This is a genomic window from Streptomyces spinosus (assembly GCF_020400655.1).
Taxonomy (GTDB): Bacteria; Actinomycetota; Actinomycetes; order Streptomycetales; family Streptomycetaceae; genus Streptomyces; species Streptomyces argyrophylli.
This window is the reverse complement of record NZ_JAINRC010000003.1, coordinates 42,723-68,780: the sequence shown is the minus strand read 5'-3', so window position 1 is coordinate 68,780 and position 26,058 is coordinate 42,723. Positions and strand designations below refer to the sequence as shown.

Sequence of the window (26,058 nt, the reverse complement as noted above, 5' to 3'; positions counted from 1 at the left end):
AGTGGTGCCTGCCGCCGGGGAGCAGCCCCGGCCGGCGATCCACGAGGGAGCACCCATGTCGTACGAGAACCTGTCCGGCCGCACCGCCGTGGTCACCGGAGCCGCCAGCGGCATCGGCGAGGCCGTCGCCCTGCACCTGGCCGCCGAGGGGGCCGGGGTGGCGCTGCTCGCCCGGCGCGCGGACCGGCTGGACGCGCTGGTGGAGAAGATCCGGGCGCAGGGCGGCCAGGCCCTCGCGGTCGCCGCCGACGTCACCGACGACGCGTCCGTGGCCGCCGCCCGGGACCGGGTCCACGAGGCGTTCGGCGCCGTCGACCTCGTCGTCAACAACGCCGGTGTCATGCTGCCGAACCCCGTCGAGGAGGGCCGGCTGGACGAGTGGCAGCGGATGCTGGACACTAACGTCACCGGTGTGCTGCGGATCATCCGCGCCTTCACCGCCGACCTGCTGGCCGCCGCGGCCGAGGGGCGCACCGCCGACCTGGTGAACATCTCCTCCATCGGCGCGCACGTGACCTTCCCGAACTACGCGGTGTACGGGGCGACCAAGGCGGCCGTCACCTACCTGTCGCAGAGCCTGCGCGGCGAACTGGGCCCGCGCGACGTCCGCGTCACCAACATCGAGCCGGGACTGACGGAGACCGAGCTGGCGTCGCACGTCGCCAGCGCGGAGCTGTCGGGGCAGCTGGACGAGTTGTTCGGGGCGATCGGGGGACTGACCGCGGCGGAGGTGGCCGACGTCGTCGCCTACGCCACCAGCCGCCCCCGGCACGTCAACCTCCGCCAGATCATGGTCCTGCCGACCCGCCAGGCGTAACCCCGCCGCGGGGCGGACGGCCGGTGCCGGGTGTCGCCCCCGCGCCGCTCACCGGCCTACTCACTGGTCCGCCGGCGGGCGGTCGGCCGGTGCTGGGCACTCGCCGTGCGCCGTTCACCTGCCCTCTGTCGGTCACCCGCCCCCGCAGGGCCGTCGCCCCGTGTCGGGTCAGTGTCACGCCTCGGGCGGGCCGGGCCGGCCGGGGAGCAGGTCCGGGTTGAGGCGTACGGCCTGGACCGCGTTGACGCCGACGATGCCGAGCCAGGTGACCACCATCCCGGACAGGCCGGCGAGCGCACCCGCGATGGCGGACAGCGGGATCGCGAGGACCAGCGTGATCAGGGCGAAGCCGTAACGCTCGCCCCAGGAGTCGGCCGGTTTCGGCCGCCGGGTCTCGCGGGCCGTGGCCATCTGCCGCTCGGCCAGCTGCCGTCGCACCCGGCGGTCCACCACGTCGTCGATCCGCTGCTCCACCTTCTCCAGGAAGGACTCCACCAACGCGGAGTCGTAGTCGTCGCCCAGTTCCCTGCGGGCGCGGACGGTCGCGTCCAGGTCCTTCCGGAGGTTCGGGTCCGCCCGGAGCCCGGCGTCCCCGGGATCGAGTGTGCTCATGCCGGTCAGCGTAGGGATCGGCGGGCCGGACGGCACTGGGGTTAGCCCCCGGTCCAGGTTCGGGCTGCCCACCGAGGCCACCGCGCCCACCGAGTCCCGGCGCGCGACCGGCGCGCGACCGGCGCGTACGGCGGCGCCGGACATGGGGCTGTATAACAGTATGCAGTGACACAGTGACTGAATAGCAGACCCGTGTTCGCCGACGCCTCGGCGCTGTACTCTCCCGGGGCGTCGAGGAATCCGGAGGGGGAGTACGTGATGAGCGGGACCGACAGCCCTGCCAACCGATTGCAGGCGCTCTTCGAGGGCCACCGGCTCACGCCGACCCAGCGCCGCATCGCGCACAGCATGGTGCGGCGGGCCGCCGACGTGCCCTTCCTGTCCAGCGTGGAACTGGCCGAACTGGCCGGGGTCAGCCAGCCGTCGGTGACCCGGTTCGCGGTCGCCCTCGGTTTCGACGGCTACCCCGCCCTGCGCAAGCACCTGCGCGAGGTCGTCCCGGCCGAACCGGCCGCCGAGGTCTCCGCCTACAACGAGTACCAGCAGGCCGTCGAGGCCGAGATCGAGAACCTGAGGCACCTCGCCGAGCTGCTCGCCGACCCCCGCCCGGTGCAGCGCGCCGGCCGGATCCTCGCCGCCTCCCGTCCGCTGCCGGTGCTCGGGCTGCGCGCGGCCGCCTCCCAGGCGTACGGCTTCGCCTACTTCGCGGCCAAGGTGCACCCGGACGTCCGGCTGCTCCACGAGGGCGGCACGATGATCCACGACCGTATCGACGCCGCCGTCCGCGCGGGCGCCACCGCCCTGCTGTGCTTCGCGCTGCCCCGGCACCCGCGCGAGGTCGTGGACACCCTCGCCTACGCCAAGGAAGCCGGCCTGACCGTGGTCACCGTCGCCGACTCCGCGTTCGCGCCGGTCGCCAAGCACTCCGACCTGCTGCTGCCCGCCGCCGTCGGCACCGGGCTCGCCTTCGACACCGCCTGCGCGCCGATGCTGCTCGGCCGGGTGCTGCTGGAGGCGCTCTGCGACGACCTGCCGGACGCGCAGGCCCGCCTGGAGGAGTTCGACGCGAAGGCGGCGGCCCACGGCCTGTTCGTGGAATGACCGGGTCCCGCCACTCTCAGATTCGTCTCAGGTTCTGCTATTAGCTTCCGACGGGACACATGCGCTGTGGACACGTGACACGGGAGGCTGACGTGGCGCGCGGAGGACAGGGACTGGCTCGGGTGGCCGTCGTCGTACGGGCCGGGGCCGCACCGCTGTGGTGGCTCGGAGTGGTCGCCGCGGGGATCGGGGTCGTGCCGGAGGGAGTGACCGGGCGGCGCATCGGCGTGCTGGCCGGGGCGGCGCTGTTCCTGATCGGCGCGGCCGTCGTGGCGCTCGTCCGGCGGGGCCGGTACGCCGCCCTCGCCCGCGGGACGGCCCGCGCGGGCAAGTACGACGTGCTGCAGGACCGGGCGGTGACCGTGCGCGTCTGGCGCCGGGGCCACCGCTGGTGGCTGCTGCTGGGCTGGGCGGTAGCGCTCGGTTCCGCCTTCGCCGTGCCCGCGGCCGGCGGCATGCTGCTGGCCGGGCTCGGCGCCGGGCTGCGGCTGAAGGCCGCGTGGCTCGGCCGGCTGGAGCGGACCCGGGAGACGCTGCTGTGGGTGCGCGTCGACTGGCTCGACCGGCGCGGCGGGCGCCCCGCGGGCAAGGCCGTCAAGGGCCTGCGCGGTACGGGCGTCGCGGCCGGCGACGCGGCCCCGGGCGGGGCCCGCCGCCGTACCGCCGCACTGGTCTGAGAGGTCGTCAGACCTCCAGCTCCGCCTCGATCCGTTTCAGCTGGTGCCGGGCCATCGCCAGGTTGGCCCGGCTGGAGTCGAGGACCAGGTACAGGAACAGCCCGTTGCCGCCGCGGCTGCTGAGCAGGCGGATCAGGTGGTACTGGTCGGTCAGGGTGATCAGGATGTCCTCGATGCCGGCCTTGAGGCCGAGCATCTCCATCGTGCGCATCTTGGCGCGGATGACGTCGGTGTTGCCGGCGGCGGCCACGTTCAGGTCGAAGCTCTTGCTGCCGCCCATCGTGCCCAGCGCCATCCCGCTGGTGTAGTCGACGAGCGCGACACCGGTCGCCCCCTCTATGGAGGTGAGGGCTTCCTTCAGTGCGGTCTCGGTGTTGGCCATGGTGGTCCTCTCAGCTGTCGGTTGCGGTGCGCGCCTCGGCGGCCGTGGTGCGGGGCGCGCGGGGAGTGCGGGTCCGTGCGGGGGTGGTCCTCGGGAGCGGGCGTACGGCCTCGGCGGCGTCCAGCAGCTCCCCGATGCGGGCGCCGGCCCGGCGCCCCTCCAGGTGCAGCCGGCCGACGTTGACCCGGTCCTGCGCGAGCAGGGTCAGGACGGCGGTGCGGCCGGCCGCGTAGGTGGCGATGTAGCCGCGCTCGCCGCGCACCAGCAGCTCCCGGAAGCCGCCGTGCCCGGTGGCGTCGGCGACCCGCACGGCGACGCCGAGCGCGGCGGCGGTGAGCGCGGCCAGGCCCTCCGGGTCGACCCCGGGGGTGTCGTGGGCGACGACGAGGCCGTCGACGCCGGCCGCGAGGGCGCCGGTGAGCTGCGGTACCCGGGTGCGCAGCCGCAGCAGCTCCTCCAGGACGGTCCGCAGGTCCTCTTCGGCCACCATCAGGTCTCTCCTCTCGGCGGGGCGTTGCCGTTCAAAGCGCCTCCAGCGCATCCCTGAGCCTCTTCAGCAGCGCGATGTCGGGGTCGGTGGTGACCTGGTAGGGCGGCGGTGGTGGCGGGGCGGGGGCCGCGGGCGCGGGTGCGATCTGCCCGGCGGCCGTCAGCCGGCGCACGTCGACCAGCGTGTGGAACGCCTGCCGGCCCAGGTTCCGGGCGATGTCGGCGGCCGTGCGCATCCCGTCCACGCGGTCCAGCACGGCCCGCTGCCGGGGTGTCACCGGCGTGGCGGGGGCGACTCGGGCGGCCCGGCGGCCCGGCGTGACGGGCCCCGCCGGACCGGCCGGGTCCGCCGGGGTGCGGCCGGTGGCCGGGTCCGCGCGGATCAGCGGGGCGGTGTCGGCGGCCGGGTCGGGCCACAGCCGGTGCAGCAGCAGCCGGCGGCGCAGCGTCTCGCGTTCCAGCGCGACCACCGGCACCGAGGGCAGCGGGCCGAGCCGGGGCGCGGAGTCGTACCGGAACCGTCCCGGCGTGCTGCTGGGCGCCAGTGCGAAGTACCCGGCGTCGTACACCGCGTCCAGGTGGCACAGCTCCAGCGCGCCGGTGGGCAGCACGCCCGAGCGCAGCAGGAGTTCGGCCGCGTGCAGGGGGCCCGCGGTCCGTGCCGCCGCCTGCTGCCAGGCGGCGGCCGCGAGGGTGCCGTGGGCCGTGAGGAGCACGTCGAGACCGGGGGCGAGAGGGCTCTCGGCGTGCACCACCCGGCCCTCGGCGAGGTGCAGGACGCCGTGCTCGCGGACCAGGACGCCGGTGGCCCGCTCCTCGGCGAGCCGGGTGAGCATGGGGGACAGGGCGCGCCCGGCCCCCTTGTCCCGGACCGGGAGGGCCGGCTGCGGGGTGCTGACCACGGTCATCCCAGCACCAGCCGGGCGGCCATCTCACCGAGCCGGATCCGGGCGAGCGCGAGGTTGCCCTCCTCGCGGCCGAGCCACAGGTGCAGGAACACGCTGCTGTCGAAGGATGTGTCCACGAAGCGCAGCAGGTGGTAGCTGTCCCCGTTGCTGATGATCACGTCCTCCACGGGTGGCAGGTCGTCGCCGCCCGCCGCGAAGGTGCCGTGCTCGGCGGCCATCCGGGCGAGTTCGGCGGCCTCGGCGGCGGTCGTCTCGTGGTCGCCGCCGGGCGCCTCCCCGACCGTGCCGAGGGCCAGTCCGCTCGTCCAGTCCACCAGCGCGGCTCCCCGGGCACCGGGCAACCGCATCGCTTCCAGCAAGCACTCGTCGATTCCGGGCACCGTGGCTCCCCTCCCGCCTGGGACTCCGGTTGAGTGACGCCGACACTACGCAACGTGTGTGCGAGAGGTGAGGCCTTTGGCATTTTCCGTTGGAACATGCCTCGGGCGTACTAGTGTGGGTCAACTGCCCTGCGCCGCGCCGGAGTTGATCACCCGGGCGAGGGACGTGCGCCGGTGGCGCCCGGGAGGCCGGTCAGCGCGGACGCGTGCGCCCCTCCCGACTCCGCCACCACCTCCGCGACGGTCTGCGGTTCCCGTACCGTAGCGAAGCAGACGCCCCCCTCGCCGTCCGGCGCGTAGCCGTAGACGCCGGGCCGGGCGAGGGAGTTGTACGCGTAGTGGTGGGCGAAGTAGTACGCGCCCGTGTCCAGCGCCGCCGCGTAGTCGCCCTGCTCCAGCGGCGGCAGCGCGCGCCCCTCGGCGAGCAGGTCGCCCGAGAAGCAGGCCGGCCCGGCCACGTCCTGCACCACCTCCGGCCCCGTCTTCGGCCGTCCCCCGGCGTCGTACGCGGCGATCCGCAGCGGCCACGCTTCCGGCACGTACACCGTCCTCGTCGCCACTTGCACGCCCGCGTGCGTCACCGCGATCCGCCGTCCGCCCGCGGTCTTGGCGTACTCCACCCGGGCGACCACCGTCCCGTACTTGGCCAGCAGCGACCGCCCGAACTCGGTCACCAGCCCGTACCGCCCGTCGAACAGCCCCGGCACCCGCTCGGCCAGCAGCCGCGCGTAGTCGGCGTACGACGGCGCCGTCTCCTCCGACGCGAGGTTCACCGGCAGGCCGCCGCCGATGTCGATCGTGCCGACCTGCCGCCGTCCGGCGACCGCGTTGATCTCCTCCGCGAGCGCGTACACCTCCGCCGCGCCCCGTGCCAGCAGCGGCAGCGGGATGCCCTGCGAGCCGGTGTGCGCGTGCAGCCGGGTCAGCCACGGCCGCTCCGCGTACGCCCGGACGACCCAGTTGCGCGCCCCCTCGTCCCTGAGCGCCACCCCGAACTTCGAGGTCCGCGTCGCCGTGGACGTCGACCCGATGGTGCCGCCGCCGATCTGCGGGTTGACCCGGAGCCCGAGCGGGGACCGGGTGGGAGCGGCGCGCACGAGGGCGTCGAGCCGGTCCAGCTCCTGCGCGTTGTCCGCGTTCACCGCGATGCCCAGGGCCAGCGCCTCGCGCAGCTCGGCCGGGGTCTTGGCCGGCGAGTCCAGCACCGTCCGGTCGGGCGGCACCCCGGCGGCGCGGGCCAGCGCCAGCTCGCCGGGGCTCGCCACCTCCGCGCCGATGCCCGCCTCGTGCAGCAGCCGCACCACCGGCACCAGCGGGGTCGCCTTCACCGCGAAGGCGTGCAGCACGGGTGTGCCGGGCGGCACGACCGCGTCGAACGCCGCCCGCAGCGCCGCCGCCGACTCCCGGATGCCGAGGACGTCCAGCAGGCCCACCACGGCCGCGTCCGGCCCCAGCAGTCCCCGCTCGACGGCGGCCCGCACGGCCCGGTCCCGGCGGACCGCCCGCCCCCGCGCCTCGCTCCCGACGTCCCCGACCGTCTCGATCTCCGCCACGGCTTCTCCGTCCTGTTCCCGGCTACCGGTGCTTCCAGCCAAACACCCGCCGCGCGCGGACGGGGCCGTCCCGATGTATTGACTAGCTCTATTCAGGCCTACAGGATGTGAATAGACGTAGGCACAGGAGGAGGCAGACGATGTCGGGACCCCGCCCCGTACGAGCACCGCGCGGCACGGAACTGAGCGCCCTGGGATGGCAGCAGGAAGCCGCCCTGCGCATGCTGCAGAACAACCTCGACCCCGAGGTCGCCGAGCACCCCGACAAGCTCGTCGTCTACGGCGGCACCGGCAAGGCCGCCCGTGACTGGCGCTCCTTCGACGCCATGGTCCGCACCCTGAGGACCCTCAAGCAGGACGAGACCATGCTGGTGCAGTCCGGCCGGCCGGTCGGCGTGATGCAGACCCACGAGTGGGCCCCGCGCGTCCTCATCGCCAACTCCAACCTGGTCGGCGACTGGGCCAACTGGGAGGAGTTCCGCCGCCTGGAGGCCCTCGGCCTGACCATGTACGGCCAGATGACCGCCGGCTCCTGGATCTACATCGGCACCCAGGGCATCCTCCAGGGCACCTACGAGACCTTCGCCGCCGTCGCCGCCAAGAAGTTCGGCGGCACCCTGGCCGGCACCATCACCCTGACCGCCGGCCTCGGCGGCATGGGCGGCGCCCAGCCGCTCGCCGTCACCATGAACGACGGCGTCGCGATCTGCATCGACTGCGACCCGCGCGCCATCGAGCGCCGCATCGAGCACCGCTACCTGGACGTCAGGGCCGACTCCCTCGACCACGCGCTCCAGCTGGCCACCGAGGCGCGCGACGCCCGTCGTCCGCTGTCCATCGGCGTCCTCGGCAACGCGGCCGAACTGGTCCCGCAGCTCCTCGCGATGAACGCCCCCGTCGACATCGTCACCGACCAGACCTCCGCCCACGACCCGCTGTCGTACCTCCCGGTGGGCGTGGCCTTCGAGGACATGGCCGACGAGGCGGCCAAGGACCCGGCCGGCTTCACCACCCGCGCCCGTGAGTCCATGGCGCGGCACGTGGAGGCCATGGTCGGCTTCATGGACGCCGGTGCCGAGGTCTTCGACTACGGCAACTCCATCCGCGGCGAGGCACAGCTCGCGGGCTACGACCGGGCGTTCGCCTTCCCCGGCTTCGTCCCCGCCTACATCCGCCCCCTGTTCTGCGAGGGCAAGGGCCCCTTCCGCTGGGCGGCCCTGTCCGGCGACCCGGCCGACATCGCCAAGACCGACAAGGCGATCCTGGAGCTCTTCCCCGAGAACGAGTCCCTCGCCCGCTGGATCAAGATGGCCGGCGAGCGCGTCCACTTCCAGGGCCTGCCCGCCCGCATCTGCTGGCTCGGCTACGGCGAGCGCGACAAGGCCGGCGAGCGGTTCAACGACATGGTCGCGAGCGGTGAGCTGGCCGCGCCGCTGGCCATCGGCCGCGACCACCTCGACTGCGGCTCCGTCGCCTCGCCGTACCGGGAGACCGAGGCCATGCTCGACGGGTCCGACGCGATCGCCGACTGGCCGCTGCTGAACGCGATGGTCAACGTGGCCTCGGGCGCCTCCTGGGTGTCCATCCACCACGGTGGCGGCGTGGGCATGGGGCGGTCCATCCACGCCGGTCAGGTCACCGTGGCCGACGGCACGAAGCTCGGCGGCGAGAAGATCCGGCGCGTCCTCACCAACGACCCCGGGATGGGCGTCATCCGGCACGTGGACGCCGGGTACGACAGCGCGGAGTCGGTCGCGGCCGAGCGGGGGGTCCGGGTGCCCATGCGTGAGGGTGACGAGGCGTGACGGCCGGCGAGGCCGGGCACGGCGACCCTCCCGCCCGGCACGACGGCGGCCCCCGGCCCGGGACCTCCTTCCAGGAGATGTGGCGCGAGCTGCTCCCCGTCGGCCGGCACCCCGGCTCCGGCGGTTACCGGCGCTACGCCTGGACCGGGGCGGACGCCGAGTGCCGGGCCTGGTTCCGGCAGCAGGCCGAGGACCGCGGGCTCGCCTACGAGGTCGACCGGAACGGGAACCAGTGGGCCTGGCTGGGGGACCCGGCCGCCGGTGACGCCGTCGTCACCGGGTCGCACCTGGACTCCGTGCCGGACGGCGGGGCCTTCGACGGCCCCCTCGGGGTCGTGTCCTCCTTCGCCGCCCTGGACGAACTGCGCGGCAGGGGCGTGGAGTTCGCCAGACCGCTCGCCGTCGTCAACTTCGGGGACGAGGAGGGCGCTCGGTTCGGGCTCGCCTGCGTCGGCTCCCGCCTCACCGCCGGGCAGCTCACCGTGGAGCAGGCCCACCGGCTCACCGACGGGGACGGGGTCAGCCTGCCCCGGGCCATGGAGGCGGCCGGGTACGACCCGGACGCCATCGGGCCCGACCCCGGGCGGCTGGCCCGGATCGGCGCCTTCGTGGAACTGCACGTCGAACAGGGCCGCGCGCTGGACCTGTCCGGCGACCGGGTCGGCATCGCCAGTGCCATCTGGCCGCACGGGCGGTGGCGGTTCGACTTCCGGGGCGAGGCCAACCACGCCGGCACCACCCGGCTCGTGGACCGCCGCGACCCCATGCTGTCGTACGCCGAGACCGTGCTCGCCGCCCGCCGCGAGGCCGAACTCGCCGGTGCCGTCGCCACCTTCGGGAAGATCGCCGTCGAGCCCAACGGGGTGAACGCGATCCCGTCCCTCGTGCGCGGCTGGCTCGACTCCCGCGCCGCCGACCAGGACACCCTGGACACGGTGGTGGGCGGCATCGAGAAGGCGGCCCGGGAGTACGCCGACGCCCACGGCATCGACCTCGACGTCGTCCGGGAGTCCTTCACCCCGGTCGTGGAGTTCGACCACGCCCTGCGAGACGAACTCGGCCGCATCCTGGGCAAGGACACCGGCCTGAAGGTGCCCGTGCTCGGGACCGGTGCGGGACACGACGCCGGAATCCTCTCCGGGAGCGTCCCGACCGCCATGCTGTTCGTGCGCAACCCCACCGGTGTCTCGCACTCCCCGGCCGAGTCCGCCGCCGAGGACGACTGCGTGGCCGGGGTGCGCGCACTCGCCGACGTACTGGAAGGACTGGTCCGCAGGTGACCAAGGGGACCTACTGGCTGGAGCACGCCTGGCTCGGCACCTACGTCGAGCCGGGAGTCACGGTGGAGGTGACGGACGGCCGGATCGGTGCCGTCCGCACCGGGACGCCCACTCCGCCGCCCGGCGCCGAGGTGCTGCGCGGGCTCACCCTGCCCGGCCTCGCCAACGCCCACAGCCACGCCTTCCACCGGGCGCTGCGCGGCACCGTCCAGGTCGGCTCCGGGACCTTCTGGACCTGGCGCGAGGTGATGTACTCCGTCGCCGACCGGCTGACCCCGGAGACCTACCACGCCCTGGCCCGCGCCGTGTACGCCGAGATGGCCCTCGCCGGCATCACCTGCGTCGGCGAGTTCCACTACGTGCACCACGCCCCCGGCGGCACCGCCTACGCCGACCCCAACGCCATGGGGGAGGCGCTGATCGCCGCCGCCGCCGAGGCCGGCGTCCGCATCACCCTCCTCGACACCTGCTACCTCTCCTCCGGCTTCGGCGAGCCGCCCACCGCCCACCAGCTGCGCTTCTCCGACGGCAGCGCGGAGGCCTGGGCCGAACGCTGTTCAGTTCTCAAGGAACGGGACCACGCGCGGATCGGGGCGGCGATCCACTCCGTACGGGCCGTGCCCGCCGGGCAGCTGGCGACCGTGGCACGCTGGGCCGGGGAGCGGCGGGCCCCGCTGCACGTGCACCTGTCGGAGCAGACCGCCGAGAACGACGCCTGCCTCGCCGCCCACGGCCGCACGCCCACCCGGCTCCTCGCCGACCACGGCGTCCTCGGGCCGCGCACCACCGGAGTGCACAACACCCACGTCACCGACGAGGACATCGCCCTGCTCGGCGACTCGGGCACCGGCACCTGCATGTGCCCGACGACCGAGCGGGACCTGGCCGACGGCATCGGCCCGGCCGTCGCCCTCCAGCGGGCCGGCTCCCCGCTCTCCCTCGGCTCCGACAGCCACGCCGTCATCGACCTGCTCGAAGAGGCACGCGCCATGGAGCTCGACGAGCGGCTGCGCAGCCGCACCCGGGGCCACTGGACGGCCGCCGCCCTGCTGCGGGCCGCCACCGCCGACGGCCACGCCGCCCTCGGCTGGGACGACGCCGGCACCATCGAGCCGGGCGCGCTCGCCGACCTGACGACGATCGCGCTGGACTCGGTCAGGACGGCCGGGACGCTGCCCAGACTGGGCGCCGAGACGGCCGTATTCGCGGCGGGCGCGGCGGACGTACGGCACACGGTCGTGGGCGGCCGGCACGTCGTACGCGACGGCGTGCACACGCTCGTACCCCATGTGCCGCAGGCGCTGGCCGCCGCCGTCGAAGCCCTGCGCGGCTGAGCCACGCCGACCCCCACGAGGACGACACCATGAGCAGCAGCACCGTCATCACCAACATCGCCACGCTGGTCACCAACGACCCCTCCCTCGGACGGGGGTCCCCCCTCGGTCTGGTCCAGGACGCGGCCGTCGTCATCGACGGCGACCGCATCGCGTGGACCGGTGAATCCAGCAAAGCACCCGCCACTGACAACCGGCTCGACGCGGGCGGCCGGGCGGTGCTGCCGGGCTTCGTGGACTCCCACTCCCACCTGGTCTTCGCGGGCGACCGGACGCAGGAGTTCAACGCCCGCATGTCCGGCCGCTCCTACACGGCAGGCGGCATCCGGACCACGGTCGCGGCCACCCGGGCCGCGAGCGACGCGGAACTGGAGGCGAACCTCACCCGTTATCTCGGAGAGGCCCTCCGCCAGGGCACCACCACCTTCGAGACCAAGTCGGGCTACGGCCTCACCGTCGAGGACGAGTCCCGCGCCCTGCGCCTCGCGGCACGGCACACCGACGAGGTGACGTACCTCGGCGCGCACATCGTCTCCCCGGACTACGCCGACGACCCGGCGGCCTACGTCGCCCTGGTCACCGGCGAGATGCTGGACGCGTGCGCGCCGCACGCCCGCTGGATCGACGTCTTCTGCGAGAAGGGCGCCTTCGACGGCGACCAGGCCCGCGCGATCCTCACGGCCGGCAAGGCCAGGGGACTGCACCCGCGCATCCACGCCAACCAGCTCTCCCACGGCCCCGGCGTCCAGCTCGCCGTGGAACTGGACGCGGCCAGCGCCGACCACTGCACCCACCTCACGGACGCGGACGTCGACGCCCTGGCCAACAGCTCGACGGTCGCCACGCTGCTCCCCGGCGCCGAGTTCTCCACCCGGGCCGAGTGGCCGGACGCCCGCCGTCTGCTCGACGCGGGCGTGACGGTCGCCCTCTCCACCGACTGCAACCCCGGCTCGTCCTTCACCTCCTCCCTCCCCTTCTGCATCGCCCTGGCCGTCCGCGACATGCGGATGACCCCCGACGAGGCGGTCTGGTCGGCCACGGCGGGCGGCGCGGCGGCCCTGCGCCGCACGGACATCGGCCGGCTCACCCCCGGCGCCTACGCCGACCTGACCCTCCTGGACGCCCCCAGCCACGTACACCTGGCCTACCGCCCGGGCGTACCGCTGGTCAGCGGCGTGTGGCGGCGCGGGGTGCGGGTGGTGTGAGCGCCGTCAGTCCTGGACCGTGCGCCAGGCGATCAACGCACTGCGCGCCAGCGCGCGTTCCTTCCGTCGCTCGGGCAGGAGGGCAGGCCTGCTCCCGGCTGTCTTGGCGAAGTCGGGGAGCAGCCCGCGGTCGCTGATCTCCCGAAGCATCACGTACAGGGGAGTGCGGCCCAGGCCCTGGGGCGTGAGGAAGTCCTGGTGCGCCTTGCAGACACCGGTGAAGACACGCGAGAACTGCTCCAGGGTCATGCTGTCCAGGAGGGTGCGGGTCAGGGACCGCCAGTGCTCGCCGGACATCCGTCCCAGCCGGGCGTCGTGCACGGCCAGCCACACGTGATCCGTGTCGAGCCTTCTCGCGAAATCGGTGATGAGCAGGGAATGCAGCTCACGCCACTCGGACTGCGGCGCCACAAGCAGGAGCGTCAGCGTGTGTTCGCCGGAATTGCCGAACGCCGCTGGGCGAAGGTTCCTGACCGCGGCCTTCTCATCGGCCGGGATGCGCGCCATGACCTGAGCCATGTCGTCCAGGCCGCGCGGGGACGCCAGCAGAGCGGCGAGGACACTGTGCGGCCCTGTCGGACGCAGCTTCAGGATCTGGTCCGTTCCCGGATCCCACTGGTCCGGCCACAGGGTGTGGAGTACCGCGATGTCCTGCGGCGTCATGACCAGACACGCCTCGGCGGCGAGGAGCCCGGCCCTCTTGGCGGCATGGTGGGCGAAGGACGGTGTCCACTGCCGGTCCAGTGTGCGCTTGCCGAAAGCGGCCACGTCCTCGACGCTGCGGACGCGGGCCACCTCACGCACGACGTGGTCGCCGTGCAGTCGGTCGCCCCGGTGGTCCAGCCAGGCGACCAGGTCGGAGAGCTCGTCCACGGGCCGGGTCAGGGCTGCCTCGGTGAGGTCACGGGCCGCTTCCCTGGTACGGCCCGTTTCCCAGTGCGCCGTCAGTTGGTCCTGCAGGACCTCCAAGGGGAGCGCGACACCGCCGCCCTCCCCGGAGCGCGCGGCCAGTTCCTCCTCCATATCCCTGACCTGGGTCTCCAGGGCGGCGCATCGGCGTTCGGCGTCGGCGCGGGCGGTGATCACCTCTGCCAGTTCGGCCCGGAGCCGGGCCACCTCGTGAACCAGGCCTTCGTTGTCCGCGACGGGCTCGGCAGGCGCCGCCTCCACATCCGCGCCGGCGGCGCTGGGCCGGCCGGCGAACCAGTCCTGGCGCACCTGCTTCAATTCGGCGTGCAGCCGTGCGATCTGCTGCTCCTTCTTCTCCAGCAGGTCGTGCAGCGCCTCTTGGTGTCTGGTCAGGAGCTCGGCCTCGCGTCGCGTCTTCTCCATCTCGGCCCGCAGCGACTCCAGTTCGTACACCGCCGGGTCGCACACGCGCAGGGCCGCAAGGCGCAGTGCGCGCAGATTCGAGCGGACCTCGGGCTGAACAGGGGTGCCCCGCAATGATTCGACCTCGCGGACCAGCCGGTCGATGAAGTCCTGCGTGGCCACTCGTCGGCCGCGGAGCGATCGTGACACCACCGACTTGTCGAGCGAGACGCGGACCGCGTACGCGCTCTGGGACATCCCGAGCGTGTTGAAGAGCGTCGTCAACTCGTTGCCGAGTGCGGAGACCTCGGGGACCTCGCCCCGCTCCAGGCTCCCCGAACCCCTGGTCGCAGGCAGCGACTCCGTCACTGAGATCCCCCTCGTGTTGACCTGGCATCGGCAACCCGTGCGTCTGCCGCAACGGGTGCACGCTTCTGCACGGTGGTGTCCCGGAGAGTCCCTCCCACGGATTGGAGCCGTCGAACCATGACACCATCCTGGACCGCCGTCGTCGCGGGCAGCCGCTGGATGCAGCGTGTCCTCGTCGTCCTCTGCGCGATCGTTCCGCTGCTCGTCGCCACCCTCGCCTGTACGCCGGCGCTGGTCGTACTCCCGTTCCTGCCGGCGCACAGCGCTCGTGCCACGGCGATCGTGCGGCAGCTCATCGCATGGACCCGCACCGCGCTGATCGCCAGCCGGAGCCGGTGAGTGGCGCAGGCCCAGCAAGGCTCTGCCGCCCGACTCCGCCACACTCATCGCGCCCCCGCCCGCCACCGCTGTCCGCGGCTGCCGGACAGGGGGCGCAGGGTCACGCCGTCGTCGTCGGCCGGGGTCACCGCCGTCTCGAGGGCGATGGCCGGGCGGATCGTGCCGTCGGGGTCGACGGTGAAGCGGAGGTTCTCGCCGTTGCGGCCGTGGACCGAGTCGCACTCCCAGATGCCCACGCCCCGGTCGACCGAGCCCCGGCTGTCCAGGCAGAAGTCGTCGTCGGCCGCCGAGCGGAGCACGCCCAGGGAGGCGTCGACGCTCCAGCGCTGGGTCGCCGAGGAGCCGCAGGGGGCCGTGACGACGTCGGTGCCCTTCGCCAGGTCGCCGTCACGGATGTCCAGGCAACGGCCCGTGACGAGGTTGACCACCTGGGCGGAGAAGGCGCCCGGCGGGGCGGGCGGGGGCGTCGGGCTCGGGGTCTCGCGGCGGGGCGGCGCCGACGTCGGGCGGTGCGACGCCGGGGAGGAGGACGCGGGCGCGGACGTGGGGGACGGGGACGGGGAAGCGGGGTGCGACGGGGGGAGCGAGACCGTCGCCGTCACCGTCACCGAGGAGGGGGCGGGGGTCGTCGCCGACGGGCGGCGGTCGGGGGTGTGCGCGGGGACGAACAGGAAGACCAGCAGCGGGGTCAACGCCACGCCCAGGGCCGCCGAGCCCAGCAGGACGCGGCTCCGGGGCGGCCGGCCCGCCGTGCCGGCGGCCGTGGGCACGGCGGCGGGTGCGGGGTGCTCGTCCCCGCGCAGGTACGCCGTTCCGCGCCACGGCAGCAGACCCTCGGCCAGGGTCTGCCGGGGCGCGTCCCGCACGGCCCGCAGTTCCTCGAACGCGGCCGTACAGTGCGGGCAGCGCGCCATGTGGGTGTCCAGGTCGGCGCTGCGGCGCGGGGCGTCCGGCCGTGCCGCCTCCTCGATCAGCCGCCGGAAGTCCGCGCAGCGCGGGTCGTCGGAGGCGGCCAGCCGGTGCCGCAGACAGGCCTGGGCCAGGGCGGCGAGGGCCCGCGGGGTGTCGTGGGAGACGTCCGTCCGGCCGAGGCCGAGGAAGGCGGCGGTGCGCTCCTCGGGTTCCGCTTCGAGGACGCCGTACCAGAGCAGTCCCTGGGCGCGGGACGGCAGTGACCGGAAGGCCGGGAGCAGGGGCGGGGTCGGGCCCTCGGGTTGGCCGGCCGTGGTCAGCACCAGCAGCAGAGCCGGGTCGACACCGGCGGAGCGTTCGTCGCGCGCCCAGTCGGCCGCCAGCCGCACGGTGAGCAGCAGCAGCCGGTGGCGCAGGGGGACGGGCGGTTCGACACCCCGGGCCGTCTCGCGGGCCGCCGTGGTGAACGTCTCCGCCGCCAGCCGGCGGGCCGCGGACTCGCTCGCCGCGCACAGCCGGGCGTAGGCGAGGACCGCCGGGTGGTGCCGGCGGCGCAGCTCCTGCAACGCCGGGTAGGCCGTGGGCGTGGGGGAGCGCAGCAGTTCGGTCAGCCGCGCGTCCGGCGCGTGGTCGTGGTCCCCCGCCGTGGCGTGGCCCCCCTCAGCCATGCAACACCCTCCGTCCCGAGAAGGCCGCTGACATACCAGCCAGTTTGGGGACCCATAGTGGTGGACGGTGGCGGTCGCGGAAAGAGGTTTCTGTGCGGAACCGCATAACGGTTGGGCCGCCGGGCACCCGGCACAGCGGTGGAGTGCGCGACGGGGACGGCGGAGCGGCCCGGCGTTCCGGCCGGGCCGCTCACCGCAGTGCGGGGAAGTCGCGGGCGGAGGGTCACTCCTCCAGCGTCAGCCCCTTGCGCAGCCGTACCAGCGTGCGCGACAGCAGCCGGGACACGTGCATCTGGGAGATGCCGAGTTCCTCGCCGATCTCCGACTGGGTCATGTTCGCCACGAACCGCAGGGAGAGGATCTTCCGGTCCCGGGGCGCGAGTTCGGCGATCAGGGGCTTGAGCGACTCGATGTACTCGATGCCTTCGAGGCCGTGGTCCTCGTACCCGATGCGGTCCGCGAGCGCGCCCTCGGACTCGTCCTCCTCAGGCTGGGCGTCCAGCGACGAGGCGGTGTAGGCGTTCGAGGCGGCCATGCCCTCGACGACCTCGTCCCTGGAGATGCCGAGCCGCTCGGCCAGTTCCGCGACCGTGGGGGCGCGGTCCAGCTGCTGCGCCAGCTCGTCGCCGGCCTTGGCCAGGTCGAGCCGCAGCTCCTGGAGCCGGCGCGGGACGCGCACGGACCACGAGGTGTCACGGAAGAACCGCTTGATCTCGCCGATGATGGTCGGCATCGCGAAGGTGGGGAACTCGACGCCGCGGGAGAGTTCGAAACGGTCGATCGCCTTGATCAGGCCGATGGTGCCGACCTGGATGATGTCCTCCATCGGTTCGCTGCGGGAGCGGAAGCGGGAGGCGGCGAACTTGACGAGCGCGAGGTTGAGCTCGACGAGGGTGTTGCGGACGTACGCGTGCTCGTGCGTCCCCTCCTGAAGCGACTCCAGGCGCTCGAAGAGGGTCTTGGACAGGGCCCGCGCGTCGACCGGGGCGATCTCGTCGTATGGGGGGATCTCCGGGAGTCCCTCGAAGGGATCGAGGGGGTCGATGGGATGATCCAGTTGTTCCGGTGGGGGTGTCGACGTCGCGGTCGGGGTAGGCGATGCGTCGAGCCGGGGTGACATGGGTGTCCTCCATCGTTCTCGGCATATGGCTGCCGAAGCCAGTACGTGCACTGCGGTGTGCGGCGCCTCCGAAGCCGGCGTGTAGGTAGGTGGGTCCTTACTAGCCCTACCCGCTGCACCGAGCGAGTCGCAAGTGCATTCTGTGGCTATATGTCCGTTTCTGTGCGGATGTTCGGGTGTCGGAGTGCGCATGGAAGGCGTAATGTTCGAGGGCATCAGCAGCCACGACCTCGGGAGAGAGACGGCATGGACCACGGGACGGTCGGCAGCGCACAGTCGGGCCGGCTTCTGGTGGAGGTGCGGGAAGAGGGCTCCAGCGCCGTTGTGACACCGGCGGGTGAGCTCGACCACCACACCGCCGATCTTTTGCGTGAGCCCCTCGACGACCTCTTGGACAAGGGCTTCACGCGGCTTGTCGTGGACTGTTCACGCCTGGAGTTCTGCGACTCCACAGGACTGAACGTCCTGCTCGGCGCCCGCCTCAAGGCGGAGGCCGCCGGGGGCGGGGTCCATCTGGCAGGGATGCTGCCGGTGGTCGCCCGCGTGTTCGAGATCACCGGGGCCGAGGCGGTCTTCACCGTCCACGACTCCCTGGAGGCGGCCCTGGCCGACGGTGCCGACTGAGCCGGCGCCCCGGTGTCCGGTCCGGTCCGTCGCGGCTTCCCGTGGGAGTTACACACATCCTGCCCGAAACGGGGGGTGTTCCGCCGGATCGGTCGGGCAGGAGTGGGCAGAAGAAAGCGGGAGGCGTTCCGCCGGGTGCCGGCCACCGGCGCCGGTGGCCGGTCGTCGGTCACCGGATTCCCGGAGGCGGGCGGACGCCCCGGACGGGGCGTGCGTCCGGCGGACGGGCGGGTGTGGATTCCCGTCCGGGCGGCGTGCGGGCGACCACCGGGCGGCGTGCGGACGGCGTACGAACGGCGTGCGGACCGCCTCCCGGCCGGACGGCGCCCAGGGTGCCGACGGAGGCCAGGCCTCCGACAGGACTGAACGGCCGGAGACCACCGGCCGGACTATTGACCGGACTATTGAATCGTGAACTGGTGAATCGGTGAGGTGAAGCGCTGATGAGCACCACCCGGCCTTACTCGCCGGGCGACCGCGGCCCGGAGCCCAGCGGCGCTTCCGGGGCGTCCGAGGGGGCTGCGTCGACCGTCGGCGCGGCCACGGGGGCAGCCGCGCCGTCCGTGCCGTCCGGGCCGCCGGGCCCGGCCGACGGCACTCAGCCAACCCGGGGCCGGCAGGTCCGCAGGCTGCGCCTGGAAGGCGAGAGCGGGGCCGTCCCGCTCGCCCGCGACTTCACCCGCCAGGCGCTGTACGCGTGGGGCTGGCTGCCCGCCGCCGGCGCCGAGCAGCGGGCCGCCGCCGAGGACGTGCTGCTCGTGGTCTCCGAGCTGGTGACCAACGCCTGCCTGCACGCCGAGGGCCCCGACGAACTGCTCCTCTCCTGCGACAACAAGGTGATCCGGCTGGAGGTCTCCGACCGGGGCCCCGGCGAGCCGGCCCCGCGCACCCCGCACCGCGCCGGCCGGCCCGGCGGGCACGGCATGTTCATCGTGCAGCGGCTGTGCCTGGACTGGGGCGTGGTCCGCGCTCCCGGCACGCCGGGCAAGACGGTCTGGGCGGAGCTGGGCGCTCCCGCCTGAGCGACGGCGGAGGCCACCCGGGTCCCCGCCTCCCTCCGGCACCGCCCGGCGCACGCCGGATCACCACGACTCCGGCGTGTGACGCGTCTTCCCCGGCCGGCTCGGCCGTGCTCACGGCCGCGCCGGCGGCCCACACCGACGTCCTCGGCGTCGGCTACCGCCGGCGGCACCTCGTCGGCTACCGCCGTCAGACGCGGGTCGGCGACAAGAGCGCCACCTCGCCCGCGAGCCGCGCCCTCGCCGTAGGGTTCGAGGAGTCGCGGTGACGGACGGCTCCGCCGCCATCCCGAAGGACGAGACCCCCGACCCCACCGGCACCCGCGAGCCCGTCACCGGTGGCACCTCGTTGGCCACCGCCGCACCCGCGAGCCCGTCACCGGTGGCACCTCGTTGGCCACCGCCGCACCCGCGAGCCCGTCACCGGTGGCACCTCGTCGGCCACCGCCGCACCCGCGAGCCCGCCGCCGGCGCCTGGGCGCGCCGTCCCCGGGCCTCCTCGCCGTCGAGGCGATCGGTGCGCCCACGACGTGCGGCCCGGTGAGGACCGCCGTCTTCCCCCACCCTGGACCCCCACGGCGCCCTGAGAGCCTTGCCGTGGTCGCGGGCACGGCGATCCCGCTGGGCCGCGGTTTTCACGGTGCTCCCAGGGCGCGGGACGCGACAGCCCGCCGAGGGGCGCGGGGCATTCAGCGGCCCCGCACACGAGGAGGGCCGCCACACCCAGGTGTGGCGGCCCTCCCGGCCAAGGCTTCCGTGGACTAGTGCACGTCGCCCATCATCTTCTTCACCTTGCCGCGGTACATCCACACCGCGACGCCCGCGAGCACGGCGAGCACGGCCTCCAGGGCGACGAAGCCCATCTTGTCGAGGTTGACGCCACCGACGGCCGGGTTCGACAGCAGGGCGGTGACGGAGTCGCCCGCGGTCACCGCGAGGAACCAGACGCCCATCATCTGCGAGGCGTACTTCTTCGGCGCCATCTTCGTCGTCACCGACAGGCCCACCGGCGACAGCGTCAGCTCACCGACGGTCTGCGCGAAGTAGATCGCGACCAGCCACAGCGCCGCGGCCTTGTGACCGCCCTCGGCGATCGACAGCGGGGCGAGGAAGACGAAGAAGGACGCGCCGACCAGCACCAGGCCGGAGGAGAACTTCACGATCGTGCTCGGCTCCTTGCCGCGCTTGTTCAGCCACAGCCACAGCCAGGCGAAGACCGGCGCGAGGGCCATGATCATGACCGGGTTGACCGACTGGTACCAGGAGACCGGGAACTCCCAGCCGAAGATGGTGTTGTCGGCGCTCTTCTCGGCGAACAGCGAGAGGGTGGAGCCGCCCTGGTCGTAGATCATCCAGAAGACGGCGGCGGCCACGAAGAACCAGATGTACGCGGACACCTTGGAACGCTCGGCCGGCTCCAGGTCCTTGTCGCGCAGGATGCGGGAGATGACCAGGATCGGCACGATCAGGCCGATGAGGGTGAGCGGGATCAGCGCCCAGTTCAGGGTGAAGTGGCCGGTGCCGCCGACGACGCCGTAGAAGACCGCGGCGATGGCCAGCCAGATCAGGCCCTTGCGCAGGGTGGACGCCTTCTCGGCGGGCGTCAGCGGGGTCGGGACCTCGCTGCTCTTGGCGTTCAGGTGGCGGCCGCCGAGCAGGTACTGGGCGAGACCCAGCGCCATGCCGAGCGCGGCCAGCGCGAAGCCCAGGTGCCAGTTGACGTTCTCGCCGACGGTGCCGATGACCAGCGGGGCGACGAAGGCGCCGAGGTTGATGCCGATGTAGAAGAGCGTGAAGCCGCCGTCCCGACGCGGGTCCTGCGGGCCGTCGTAGAGGTGACCGACCATCGTGGAGATGTTGGCCTTCAGCAGGCCGGAGCCGATGGCGACGAGGACCAGGCCGACGAAGAAGCTCGCGGCGGCGGGCAGCGCCAGGCACAGGTGACCGAGCATGATGACCAGGCCCGCGACGGCGACCGTCTTGCGGGGGCCGAGGACGCGGTCGGCGAACCAGCCGCCGGGCAGGGCGAGCAGGTACACGAGCGACAGGTACACGGAGTAGATGGCCGTCGCCGTGCCCGCGCTCAGGTGCAGGCCACCCGGGGCCACCAGGTACAGCGGGAGAAGGGCCCTCATGCCGTAGTAGGAGAAGCGCTCCCACATCTCGGTCATGAAGAGAGTGGCCAGTCCGCGGGGGTGGCCGAAGAAGGTCTTCTCGGAACCGGGGGTGCCCGGTCGGACCGAGTCCTTCGTCAGGCTGGACGCCATGGTCGTTCCTTGCTGGTCGGGGCGCGCGGTGGGGGTCCCCCCGGCTCGGGCGGAGCCGAGAGGTGGGGAGTTGCCCGCCCGTGGGGGTGTCGGCCGGCACCGGCGGGGTCGGGCGCCCACCCCCACGCCCAGGGGGAGTCCGCCCCGGATCGCGGAGCGGCGGACGGCGACCACCGGGATCCACGCCCCCGACGCGTCGCTGCGTCCGGAGCCCGGCCAGAGGTCATTCCTTTCAAGGCTGGCACCGGCCAGCCCGCACACAAAGAAGACCCTCGGCGTCACATGCCGCGCCAAAGGTCCCCGGTGTACTACAGGCGTTCAGGTCACCATACGGCAGGACACTGCCGGATATGGAAGGACTTGAGATATGGATCACAGGTGTCGCGGGAACCACGGAACCTGATTCGAAGGTCTCTCCTACGATCGCATCCCCAGGTCAATGGTTCGTACCAGCAGCATGCGAAGGTAAGAAGCCCGGCTGCCGATCACACCCCGGCACCGCACGCGGGCGGTCTACCATCACCTCATGACCCGTGTACTGCTCGCCGAGGACGACGCGTCCATCTCGGAGCCGCTGGCCCGCGCCCTGCGCCGGGAAGGTTACGAGGTCGAGGTGCGCGAGGACGGACCCGCCGCGCTCGACGCCGGAATGCAGGGCGGCGTGGACCTGGTCGTGCTGGACCTGGGCCTGCCCGGCATGGACGGCCTGGAGGTCGCCCGCCGGCTGCGTTCCGACGGTCACACCGTGCCGATCCTCATCCTGACCGCGCGGGCCGACGAGGTGGACACCGTCGTCGGTCTGGACGCGGGCGCCGACGACTACGTCACCAAGCCGTTCCGGCTCGCCGAACTGCTCGCCCGGGTGCGGGCCCTGCTCCGGCGCGGCGCCGCCGAACCGCAGCAGCCGCCGGCCACGCACGGGGTGCGCATCGACGTCGAGTCGCACCGGGCCTGGATGGGCGACGAGGAACTCCAGCTGACCGCCAAGGAGTTCGACCTGCTGCGGGTGCTGGTGCGGGACGCGGGCCGGGTGGTGACCCGGGACCAGCTGATGCGCGAGGTCTGGGACACCACGTGGTGGTCGTCCACCAAGACCCTGGACATGCACATCTCCTGGCTGCGCAAGAAGCTGGGCGACGACGCGGCGAACCCCCGGTACATCGCGACGGTGCGTGGCGTGGGCTTCCGGTTCGAGAAGAGCTGAGTCCGGGCCCCAGCGATCACCCCAGGTAACGGAGCATGCGCCGACGTCTCATCCAGTCCACCCTCGCCGTCGTCCTCGTGGTGATCGCGGTCTTCGGCGTGTCCCTGGTGATCGTCGAGACACGGACGATCAGCAACAGCGCCCAGGAACGGGTGGAGTCCGAGGCGGTGCGGCTGGCCAGCATCGTGGACAGCCGCATCCTCGCCGCGGAGAACGTCAACGCGGACGTACTGCGCAACCCGGTCAGCAAGGACCAGTACGCGGTCATCCGGATGCCCGGCAAGCCGCCCATCGAGATCGGCGACAGGCCCGAGGGCGACACCATCCACTCCACCCAGCGTGGCGAGGAGGGCGAGACGGTCACCGTGCAGGAGCCGCGCTCCGCGGTGACCCGCGAGGTCGGCCGGACCCTGCTGATCATCGGGCTGGTCGCGTTGCTCGCCGTGGTGGCGGCGGTGCTGCTGGCCGTACGGCAGGCCAACCGGCTCGCCTCCCCGCTGACCGACCTCGCCGAGACCGCCGAACGCCTCGGCTCCGGCGACCCGCGCCCCCGGCACAAGCGGTACGGCGTCCCCGAGCTGGACCGGGTCGCCGATGTGCTGGACGCCTCCGCCGAGCGCATCGGGCGCATGCTGACGGCCGAGCGGCGCCTCGCGGCCGACGCCTCCCACCAGCTCCGTACACCGCTGACCGCGCTGTCCATGCGCCTGGAGGAGATCACCCTCACCGACGACCCGGACACGGTGAAGGAGGAGGCGACCATCGCGCTGACGCAGGTCGAGCGGCTCACGGACGTCGTGCAGCGGCTGCTGACGAACTCGCGGGACCCGCGGACCGGCTCCGCCGTCACCTTCGACCTGGACGAGGTCATCCAGCAGCAGCTCGCCGAGTGGCGGCCTGCCTACCGCGGCGTCGGCCGGGCCATCGTCAGCTCCGGCAAGCGGCACCTCCAGGCGGTCGGCACCCCGGGCGCGGTCGCGCAGGTGCTGGCCGCGCTGATCGAGAACTCGCTGATGCACGGCGGCGGCACCGTCGCCCTGCGCACCCGGGTCACCGGCAACCAGGCCGTGATCGAGGTCACCGACGAGGGGCCGGGCGTGCCGGCCGACCTCGGCGCGCGGATCTTCGAGCGCACGATCAGCGGGCGGAACTCCACGGGGATCGGCCTCGCCGTCGCCCGTGACCTCGCGGAGGCCGACGGCGGACGCCTCGAGCTGCTCCAGGCGCAGCCCCCGGTCTTCGGCCTGTTCCTCTCGCGCACGCCCCCGGCGCGCGCCCTGGACGACGACCAGCCGACGGTCCGCTAGGCACTGCGCCCGGCCGGCCCGCGCGGCTACGGCACGCGCTGCTTGGGCGCCCGCTTCGCCGGTTCCCGCCCCAGGACCGGTTCCGCGCTCGCCACGGTCTCCCGGGCGGGCAGCGCCCGGAACACCCAGCTGCGGTACGACCAGAACCGGAAGAGGGTCGCGACGCCGATGCCGACGAACTTGAAGACGTTGCTCTGCAGCGGGCTGTCCCAGCCGAAGCCGTAGGTCGCCAGGTACAGCACGCCGTTCTCGATCACCAGGCCGATCGCGCTGAACAGCAGGAACAGCGTCAGTTCCTTGGTGCGCCCGCTCTTGTCGCGGTCCCGGTACGTCCAGTAACGGAAGCCGACGTAGTTGAAGACGATGGCCACGACGGTCGCGATGATGCTGGCCCGCACCACCGGCAGGTCCGAGACGTGCCGGACCAGGTTGAACACGCCGAGATTGACGAGGACGCCGGCACCGCCCACGGCACCGAACTTGGCCACCTCTCGGACGAGCCGTTGCAGCCCCGAGGAACGAGGTTCCATGGCTGTGCAGCTCCCGTCGGTAGGTTTCCTCAACCCCGCCATGCTAGCCGGGCGGACCCGCCGCTGCCCGTGGACCGGGCCACGCTGTGGAAACAGGTCGACAAGAGGCGGGGAAGCCCCGGGTAAGAGTCCGTGAGAGGGCGGCGATCCGGCAGCCGCCGCGTGGCCGATACGCTAGGGGTGTGACGTTCCCGGTAGTCGGCATGGTCGGCGGGGGTCAGCTCGCGCGTATGACGCACGAGGCGGGCATCCCGCTGGGCATCAGGTTCAAGCTCCTCAGTGACACTCCTCAGGATTCCGCGGCGCAGGTCGTGAACGATGTCGTCATCGGCGACTATCGCGACCTCGACACGCTCCGCGAGTTCGCGCGCGGCTGTGACGTGATCACCTTCGACCACGAGCACGTGCCCACCGAGCACCTGCGTGCCCTGGAGGCGGACGGCATTCCCGTGCGCCCCGGGCCCGACGCACTGGTGCACGCCCAGGACAAGGGGGTGATGCGTGCGAAGCTCGACGCGATCGGCATCCCGTGCCCCCGGCACCGGATCGTGAGCGACCCCGAGGACGTGGTCCGGTTCGCCGAGGAGGGCGACGGCTTCCCGGTCGTCCTCAAGACGGTCCGCGGCGGCTACGACGGCAAGGGCGTGTGGGTCGTGGACGACGCCGAGCAGGCGGCCGAGCCGTTCCGCGCCGGCGTGCCCGTCCTCGCCGAGGAGAAGGTCGACTACGTCCGCGAGCTGGCCGCCAACGTCGTACGCTCCCCGCACGGCCAGGCCGTCGCCTACCCGGTGGTGGAGTCGCAGCAGGTCAACGGCGTCTGCGACACGGTCATAGCCCCCGCGCCCGACCTGGACGAGGACCTGGCGCTGCACGCCGAGCGGCTGGCGCTGACCATCGCCAAGGAACTCGGCGTCGTCGGGCACCTCGCCGTCGAGCTGTTCCAGACCCGCGACGGCCGCATCCTCGTCAACGAACTGGCCATGCGCCCGCACAACTCCGGCCACTGGAGCATGGACGGCGCGATCACCTCGCAGTTCGCCAACCACGTCCGCGCGGTCCTCGACCTGCCCCTGGGCGACCCGCGCCCGCGCGCCGAGTGGACCGTGATGGTCAACGTCCTGGGCGGCGACTTCCCGGACATGTACTCCGCGTACTTGCACTGCATGGCCCGCGACCCCAAGCTCAAGATCCACATGTACGGCAAGGACGTGAAGCCGGGCCGCAAGGTCGGGCACGTCAACACCTACGGCGACGACCTGGACGACGTGCTGGAGCGCGCCCGTCACGCAGCCGGCTACCTGAGAGGCACCATCACCGAATGAGCCCCGTTGTTGGCATCGTCATGGGGTCGGACTCCGACTGGCCCGTCATGGAAGCCGCCGCCAAGGCCCTGGACGAGTTCGAGATCCCCTACGAGGTCGACGTCGTCTCCGCGCACCGCATGCCCCGCGAGATGATCACGTACGGCGAGCAGGCCGCCGACCGCGGCCTGAAGGTGATCATCGCGGGTGCGGGCGGCGCCGCCCACCTGCCCGGCATGCTCGCCTCCGTGACCCCGCTGCCGGTCATCGGCGTGCCCGTGCCGCTGAAGAACCTGGACGGCATGGACTCCCTGCTCTCCATCGTGCAGATGCCGGCCGGTGTCCCCGTCGCCACGGTCTCCGTCGCCGGTGCCCGCAACGCCGGTCTCCTCGCCGCCCGCATCCTCGCCGCGCACGACGAGGAGCTGCTGCACCGGATGCGCGACTTCCAGCAGGACCTCAACGACCAGGCCACCGAGAAGGGCAAGCGGCTGCGCTCCAAGGTCGAGGGCGCGGGCAGCGGCTTCGGCTTCGGGAAGTGACC

At 73.0% G+C, this 26,058-nt stretch carries 26 protein-coding genes; 15 read left to right on the top strand and 11 right to left on the bottom strand.

Features of this window, described 5'->3' with window-relative positions:
* Nucleotides 1-55: 55 nt before the first annotated feature.
* Nucleotides 56-817 carry an SDR family oxidoreductase gene (locus LG395_RS07210; RefSeq protein ID WP_171155600.1) on the top strand — a complete coding sequence of 254 codons (762 nt, stop codon included), beginning with the start codon at nt 56-58 and terminating at the stop codon, nt 815-817.
* Nucleotides 818-991: 174 nt separating this feature from the next.
* Here the strand turns inward: LG395_RS07210 and LG395_RS07205 are convergent, their stop codons facing one another.
* A complete protein-coding gene (locus LG395_RS07205) occupies nt 992-1,429 on the bottom strand; it encodes a hypothetical protein (protein WP_225808833.1) in 438 nt (145 codons plus the stop codon).
* A gap of 258 nt (nt 1,430-1,687) precedes the next feature.
* On the opposite strand from LG395_RS07205, the gene LG395_RS07200 reads away from it, so the two are divergent.
* Both LG395_RS07200 and LG395_RS07195 read left to right on the top strand, forming a co-directional pair.
* Entirely contained in the window at nt 1,688-2,530 is an 843-nt protein-coding gene (locus LG395_RS07200; protein ID WP_171155604.1) for a MurR/RpiR family transcriptional regulator, read from the top strand.
* Nucleotides 2,531-2,622: 92 nt separating this feature from the next.
* Nucleotides 2,623-3,207 (top strand): hypothetical protein, encoded by a 585-nt coding sequence (locus LG395_RS07195; RefSeq protein WP_225808832.1) that lies wholly within the window; start codon nt 2,623-2,625, stop codon nt 3,205-3,207.
* 7 nt (nt 3,208-3,214) lie between these two features.
* Here LG395_RS07195 and LG395_RS07190 read toward each other — a convergent pair whose 3' ends face one another.
* The 5 genes from LG395_RS07190 to LG395_RS07170 form a co-directional block, all read right to left on the bottom strand.
* Nucleotides 3,215-3,589, bottom strand: a complete 375-nt coding sequence (locus LG395_RS07190; RefSeq protein WP_171155608.1) for a roadblock/LC7 domain-containing protein — start codon at nt 3,587-3,589, stop codon at nt 3,215-3,217.
* A gap of 10 nt (nt 3,590-3,599) precedes the next feature.
* Nucleotides 3,600-4,079, bottom strand: coding sequence for a roadblock/LC7 domain-containing protein (locus tag LG395_RS07185; protein WP_171155610.1), 480 nt, complete (start codon nt 4,077-4,079; stop codon nt 3,600-3,602).
* A gap of 31 nt (nt 4,080-4,110) precedes the next feature.
* Nucleotides 4,111-4,986, bottom strand: coding sequence for a transcriptional regulator (locus LG395_RS07180; RefSeq protein WP_225808831.1), 876 nt, complete (start codon nt 4,984-4,986; stop codon nt 4,111-4,113).
* The gene (locus LG395_RS07175; protein ID WP_171155613.1) at nt 4,983-5,366 is read right to left on the bottom strand and encodes a hypothetical protein; all 384 of its coding nucleotides are present in this window, start codon (nt 5,364-5,366) and stop codon (nt 4,983-4,985) included. Before LG395_RS07175 ends, LG395_RS07180 begins: the two co-directional genes overlap by 4 nt.
* Nucleotides 5,367-5,515: 149 nt before the next feature.
* Nucleotides 5,516-7,087 (bottom strand): type III PLP-dependent enzyme domain-containing protein, encoded by a 1,572-nt coding sequence (locus LG395_RS07170; protein ID WP_372463212.1) that lies wholly within the window; start codon nt 7,085-7,087, stop codon nt 5,516-5,518.
* Here LG395_RS07170 and hutU point away from each other — a divergent pair.
* The 4 genes from hutU to hutI are packed head-to-tail and all read left to right on the top strand — an operon-like array spanning nt 7,060 to nt 12,543.
* The gene (hutU, locus tag LG395_RS07165) at nt 7,060-8,724 is read left to right on the top strand and encodes a urocanate hydratase (RefSeq protein ID WP_171155617.1); all 1,665 of its coding nucleotides are present in this window, start codon (nt 7,060-7,062) and stop codon (nt 8,722-8,724) included. The genes LG395_RS07170 and hutU overlap by 28 nt on opposite strands.
* On the top strand, nt 8,721-10,004 hold the full coding sequence (locus LG395_RS07160) for an allantoate amidohydrolase (protein ID WP_372463211.1): 1,284 nt from the start codon (nt 8,721-8,723) through the stop codon (nt 10,002-10,004). The genes hutU and LG395_RS07160 overlap by 4 nt, the downstream gene beginning before the upstream one ends.
* Complete coding sequence (locus LG395_RS07155) at nt 10,001-11,338, top strand: formimidoylglutamate deiminase (RefSeq protein WP_171155619.1); 1,338 nt, start codon at nt 10,001-10,003, stop codon at nt 11,336-11,338. Before LG395_RS07160 ends, LG395_RS07155 begins: the two co-directional genes overlap by 4 nt.
* Nucleotides 11,339-11,367: 29 nt before the next feature.
* Nucleotides 11,368-12,543, top strand: coding sequence for an imidazolonepropionase (hutI, locus tag LG395_RS07150; protein ID WP_225808829.1), 1,176 nt, complete (start codon nt 11,368-11,370; stop codon nt 12,541-12,543).
* Nucleotides 12,544-12,549: 6 nt separating this feature from the next.
* Here hutI and LG395_RS07145 read toward each other — a convergent pair whose 3' ends face one another.
* Entirely contained in the window at nt 12,550-14,223 is a 1,674-nt protein-coding gene (locus LG395_RS07145; protein WP_225808828.1) for a hypothetical protein, read from the bottom strand.
* A 117-nt stretch (nt 14,224-14,340) separates the two neighbouring features.
* Between LG395_RS07145 and LG395_RS07140 the strand changes: the two genes are divergently transcribed.
* Nucleotides 14,341-14,562 carry a hypothetical protein gene (locus LG395_RS07140; protein WP_225808827.1) on the top strand — a complete coding sequence of 74 codons (222 nt, stop codon included), beginning with the start codon at nt 14,341-14,343 and terminating at the stop codon, nt 14,560-14,562.
* 44 nt (nt 14,563-14,606) lie between these two features.
* Here the strand turns inward: LG395_RS07140 and LG395_RS07135 are convergent, their stop codons facing one another.
* Both LG395_RS07135 and LG395_RS07130 read right to left on the bottom strand, forming a co-directional pair.
* Nucleotides 14,607-16,142 carry an RICIN domain-containing protein gene (locus tag LG395_RS07135; protein WP_225808826.1) on the bottom strand — a complete coding sequence of 512 codons (1,536 nt, stop codon included), beginning with the start codon at nt 16,140-16,142 and terminating at the stop codon, nt 14,607-14,609.
* Nucleotides 16,143-16,365: 223 nt separating this feature from the next.
* Nucleotides 16,366-17,262, bottom strand: a complete 897-nt coding sequence (locus LG395_RS07130) for an RNA polymerase sigma factor SigF (protein WP_225808825.1) — start codon at nt 17,260-17,262, stop codon at nt 16,366-16,368.
* Between the two features lie 246 nt (nt 17,263-17,508).
* On the opposite strand from LG395_RS07130, the gene LG395_RS07125 reads away from it, so the two are divergent.
* From LG395_RS07125 to LG395_RS07115, 3 genes are all read left to right on the top strand, one after another.
* Complete coding sequence (locus LG395_RS07125; RefSeq protein WP_171155630.1) at nt 17,509-17,886, top strand: STAS domain-containing protein; 378 nt, start codon at nt 17,509-17,511, stop codon at nt 17,884-17,886.
* Nucleotides 17,887-18,329: 443 nt separating this feature from the next.
* Nucleotides 18,330-18,908, top strand: coding sequence for an ATP-binding protein (locus LG395_RS07120; protein ID WP_171155632.1), 579 nt, complete (start codon nt 18,330-18,332; stop codon nt 18,906-18,908).
* 107 nt (nt 18,909-19,015) lie between these two features.
* Entirely contained in the window at nt 19,016-19,174 is a 159-nt protein-coding gene (locus LG395_RS07115) for a hypothetical protein (RefSeq protein ID WP_225808824.1), read from the top strand.
* A 492-nt stretch (nt 19,175-19,666) separates the two neighbouring features.
* Here the strand turns inward: LG395_RS07115 and LG395_RS07110 are convergent, their stop codons facing one another.
* Nucleotides 19,667-21,172 (bottom strand): peptide MFS transporter, encoded by a 1,506-nt coding sequence (locus LG395_RS07110; RefSeq protein WP_171155636.1) that lies wholly within the window; start codon nt 21,170-21,172, stop codon nt 19,667-19,669.
* 526 nt (nt 21,173-21,698) lie between these two features.
* On the opposite strand from LG395_RS07110, the gene LG395_RS07105 reads away from it, so the two are divergent.
* Both LG395_RS07105 and LG395_RS07100 read left to right on the top strand, forming a co-directional pair.
* The gene (locus tag LG395_RS07105) at nt 21,699-22,376 is read left to right on the top strand and encodes a response regulator transcription factor (protein ID WP_100571005.1); all 678 of its coding nucleotides are present in this window, start codon (nt 21,699-21,701) and stop codon (nt 22,374-22,376) included.
* 35 nt (nt 22,377-22,411) lie between these two features.
* Nucleotides 22,412-23,683 (top strand): sensor histidine kinase, encoded by a 1,272-nt coding sequence (locus LG395_RS07100; protein WP_171155638.1) that lies wholly within the window; start codon nt 22,412-22,414, stop codon nt 23,681-23,683.
* A gap of 26 nt (nt 23,684-23,709) precedes the next feature.
* Here LG395_RS07100 and LG395_RS07095 read toward each other — a convergent pair whose 3' ends face one another.
* Nucleotides 23,710-24,213, bottom strand: a complete 504-nt coding sequence (locus LG395_RS07095) for a GtrA family protein (RefSeq protein WP_171155639.1) — start codon at nt 24,211-24,213, stop codon at nt 23,710-23,712.
* A 182-nt stretch (nt 24,214-24,395) separates the two neighbouring features.
* Between LG395_RS07095 and LG395_RS07090 the strand changes: the two genes are divergently transcribed.
* Nucleotides 24,396-25,535, top strand: a complete 1,140-nt coding sequence (locus LG395_RS07090) for a 5-(carboxyamino)imidazole ribonucleotide synthase (RefSeq protein ID WP_225808823.1) — start codon at nt 24,396-24,398, stop codon at nt 25,533-25,535.
* Entirely contained in the window at nt 25,532-26,056 is a 525-nt protein-coding gene (purE, locus tag LG395_RS07085; protein WP_171155643.1) for a 5-(carboxyamino)imidazole ribonucleotide mutase, read from the top strand. The genes LG395_RS07090 and purE overlap by 4 nt, the downstream gene beginning before the upstream one ends.
* Nucleotides 26,057-26,058: the final 2 nt, after the last annotated feature.

Coding starts and splice junctions, on each gene's coding strand:
- LG395_RS07210 (WP_171155600.1), top strand. CDS start 56: ATGTCGTACGAGAACCTGTCCGGCCGCACCGCCGTGGTCACCGGAGCC.
- LG395_RS07205 (WP_225808833.1), bottom strand. CDS start 1,429: ATGAGCACACTCGATCCCGGGGACGCCGGGCTCCGGGCGGACCCGAAC.
- LG395_RS07200 (WP_171155604.1), top strand. CDS start 1,688: ATGAGCGGGACCGACAGCCCTGCCAACCGATTGCAGGCGCTCTTCGAG.
- LG395_RS07190 (WP_171155608.1), bottom strand. CDS start 3,589: ATGGCCAACACCGAGACCGCACTGAAGGAAGCCCTCACCTCCATAGAG.
- LG395_RS07185 (WP_171155610.1), bottom strand. CDS start 4,079: ATGGTGGCCGAAGAGGACCTGCGGACCGTCCTGGAGGAGCTGCTGCGG.
- LG395_RS07180 (WP_225808831.1), bottom strand. CDS start 4,986: ATGACCGTGGTCAGCACCCCGCAGCCGGCCCTCCCGGTCCGGGACAAG.
- hutU (WP_171155617.1), top strand. CDS start 7,060: ATGTCGGGACCCCGCCCCGTACGAGCACCGCGCGGCACGGAACTGAGC.
- hutI (WP_225808829.1), top strand. CDS start 11,368: ATGAGCAGCAGCACCGTCATCACCAACATCGCCACGCTGGTCACCAAC.
- LG395_RS07140 (WP_225808827.1), top strand. CDS start 14,341: ATGACACCATCCTGGACCGCCGTCGTCGCGGGCAGCCGCTGGATGCAG.
- LG395_RS07135 (WP_225808826.1), bottom strand. CDS start 16,142: ATGGCTGAGGGGGGCCACGCCACGGCGGGGGACCACGACCACGCGCCG.
- LG395_RS07130 (WP_225808825.1), bottom strand. CDS start 17,262: ATGTCACCCCGGCTCGACGCATCGCCTACCCCGACCGCGACGTCGACA.
- LG395_RS07125 (WP_171155630.1), top strand. CDS start 17,509: ATGGACCACGGGACGGTCGGCAGCGCACAGTCGGGCCGGCTTCTGGTG.
- LG395_RS07120 (WP_171155632.1), top strand. CDS start 18,330: ATGAGCACCACCCGGCCTTACTCGCCGGGCGACCGCGGCCCGGAGCCC.
- LG395_RS07110 (WP_171155636.1), bottom strand. CDS start 21,172: ATGGCGTCCAGCCTGACGAAGGACTCGGTCCGACCGGGCACCCCCGGT.
- LG395_RS07105 (WP_100571005.1), top strand. CDS start 21,699: ATGACCCGTGTACTGCTCGCCGAGGACGACGCGTCCATCTCGGAGCCG.
- LG395_RS07100 (WP_171155638.1), top strand. CDS start 22,412: ATGCGCCGACGTCTCATCCAGTCCACCCTCGCCGTCGTCCTCGTGGTG.
- LG395_RS07095 (WP_171155639.1), bottom strand. CDS start 24,213: ATGGAACCTCGTTCCTCGGGGCTGCAACGGCTCGTCCGAGAGGTGGCC.
- purE (WP_171155643.1), top strand. CDS start 25,532: ATGAGCCCCGTTGTTGGCATCGTCATGGGGTCGGACTCCGACTGGCCC.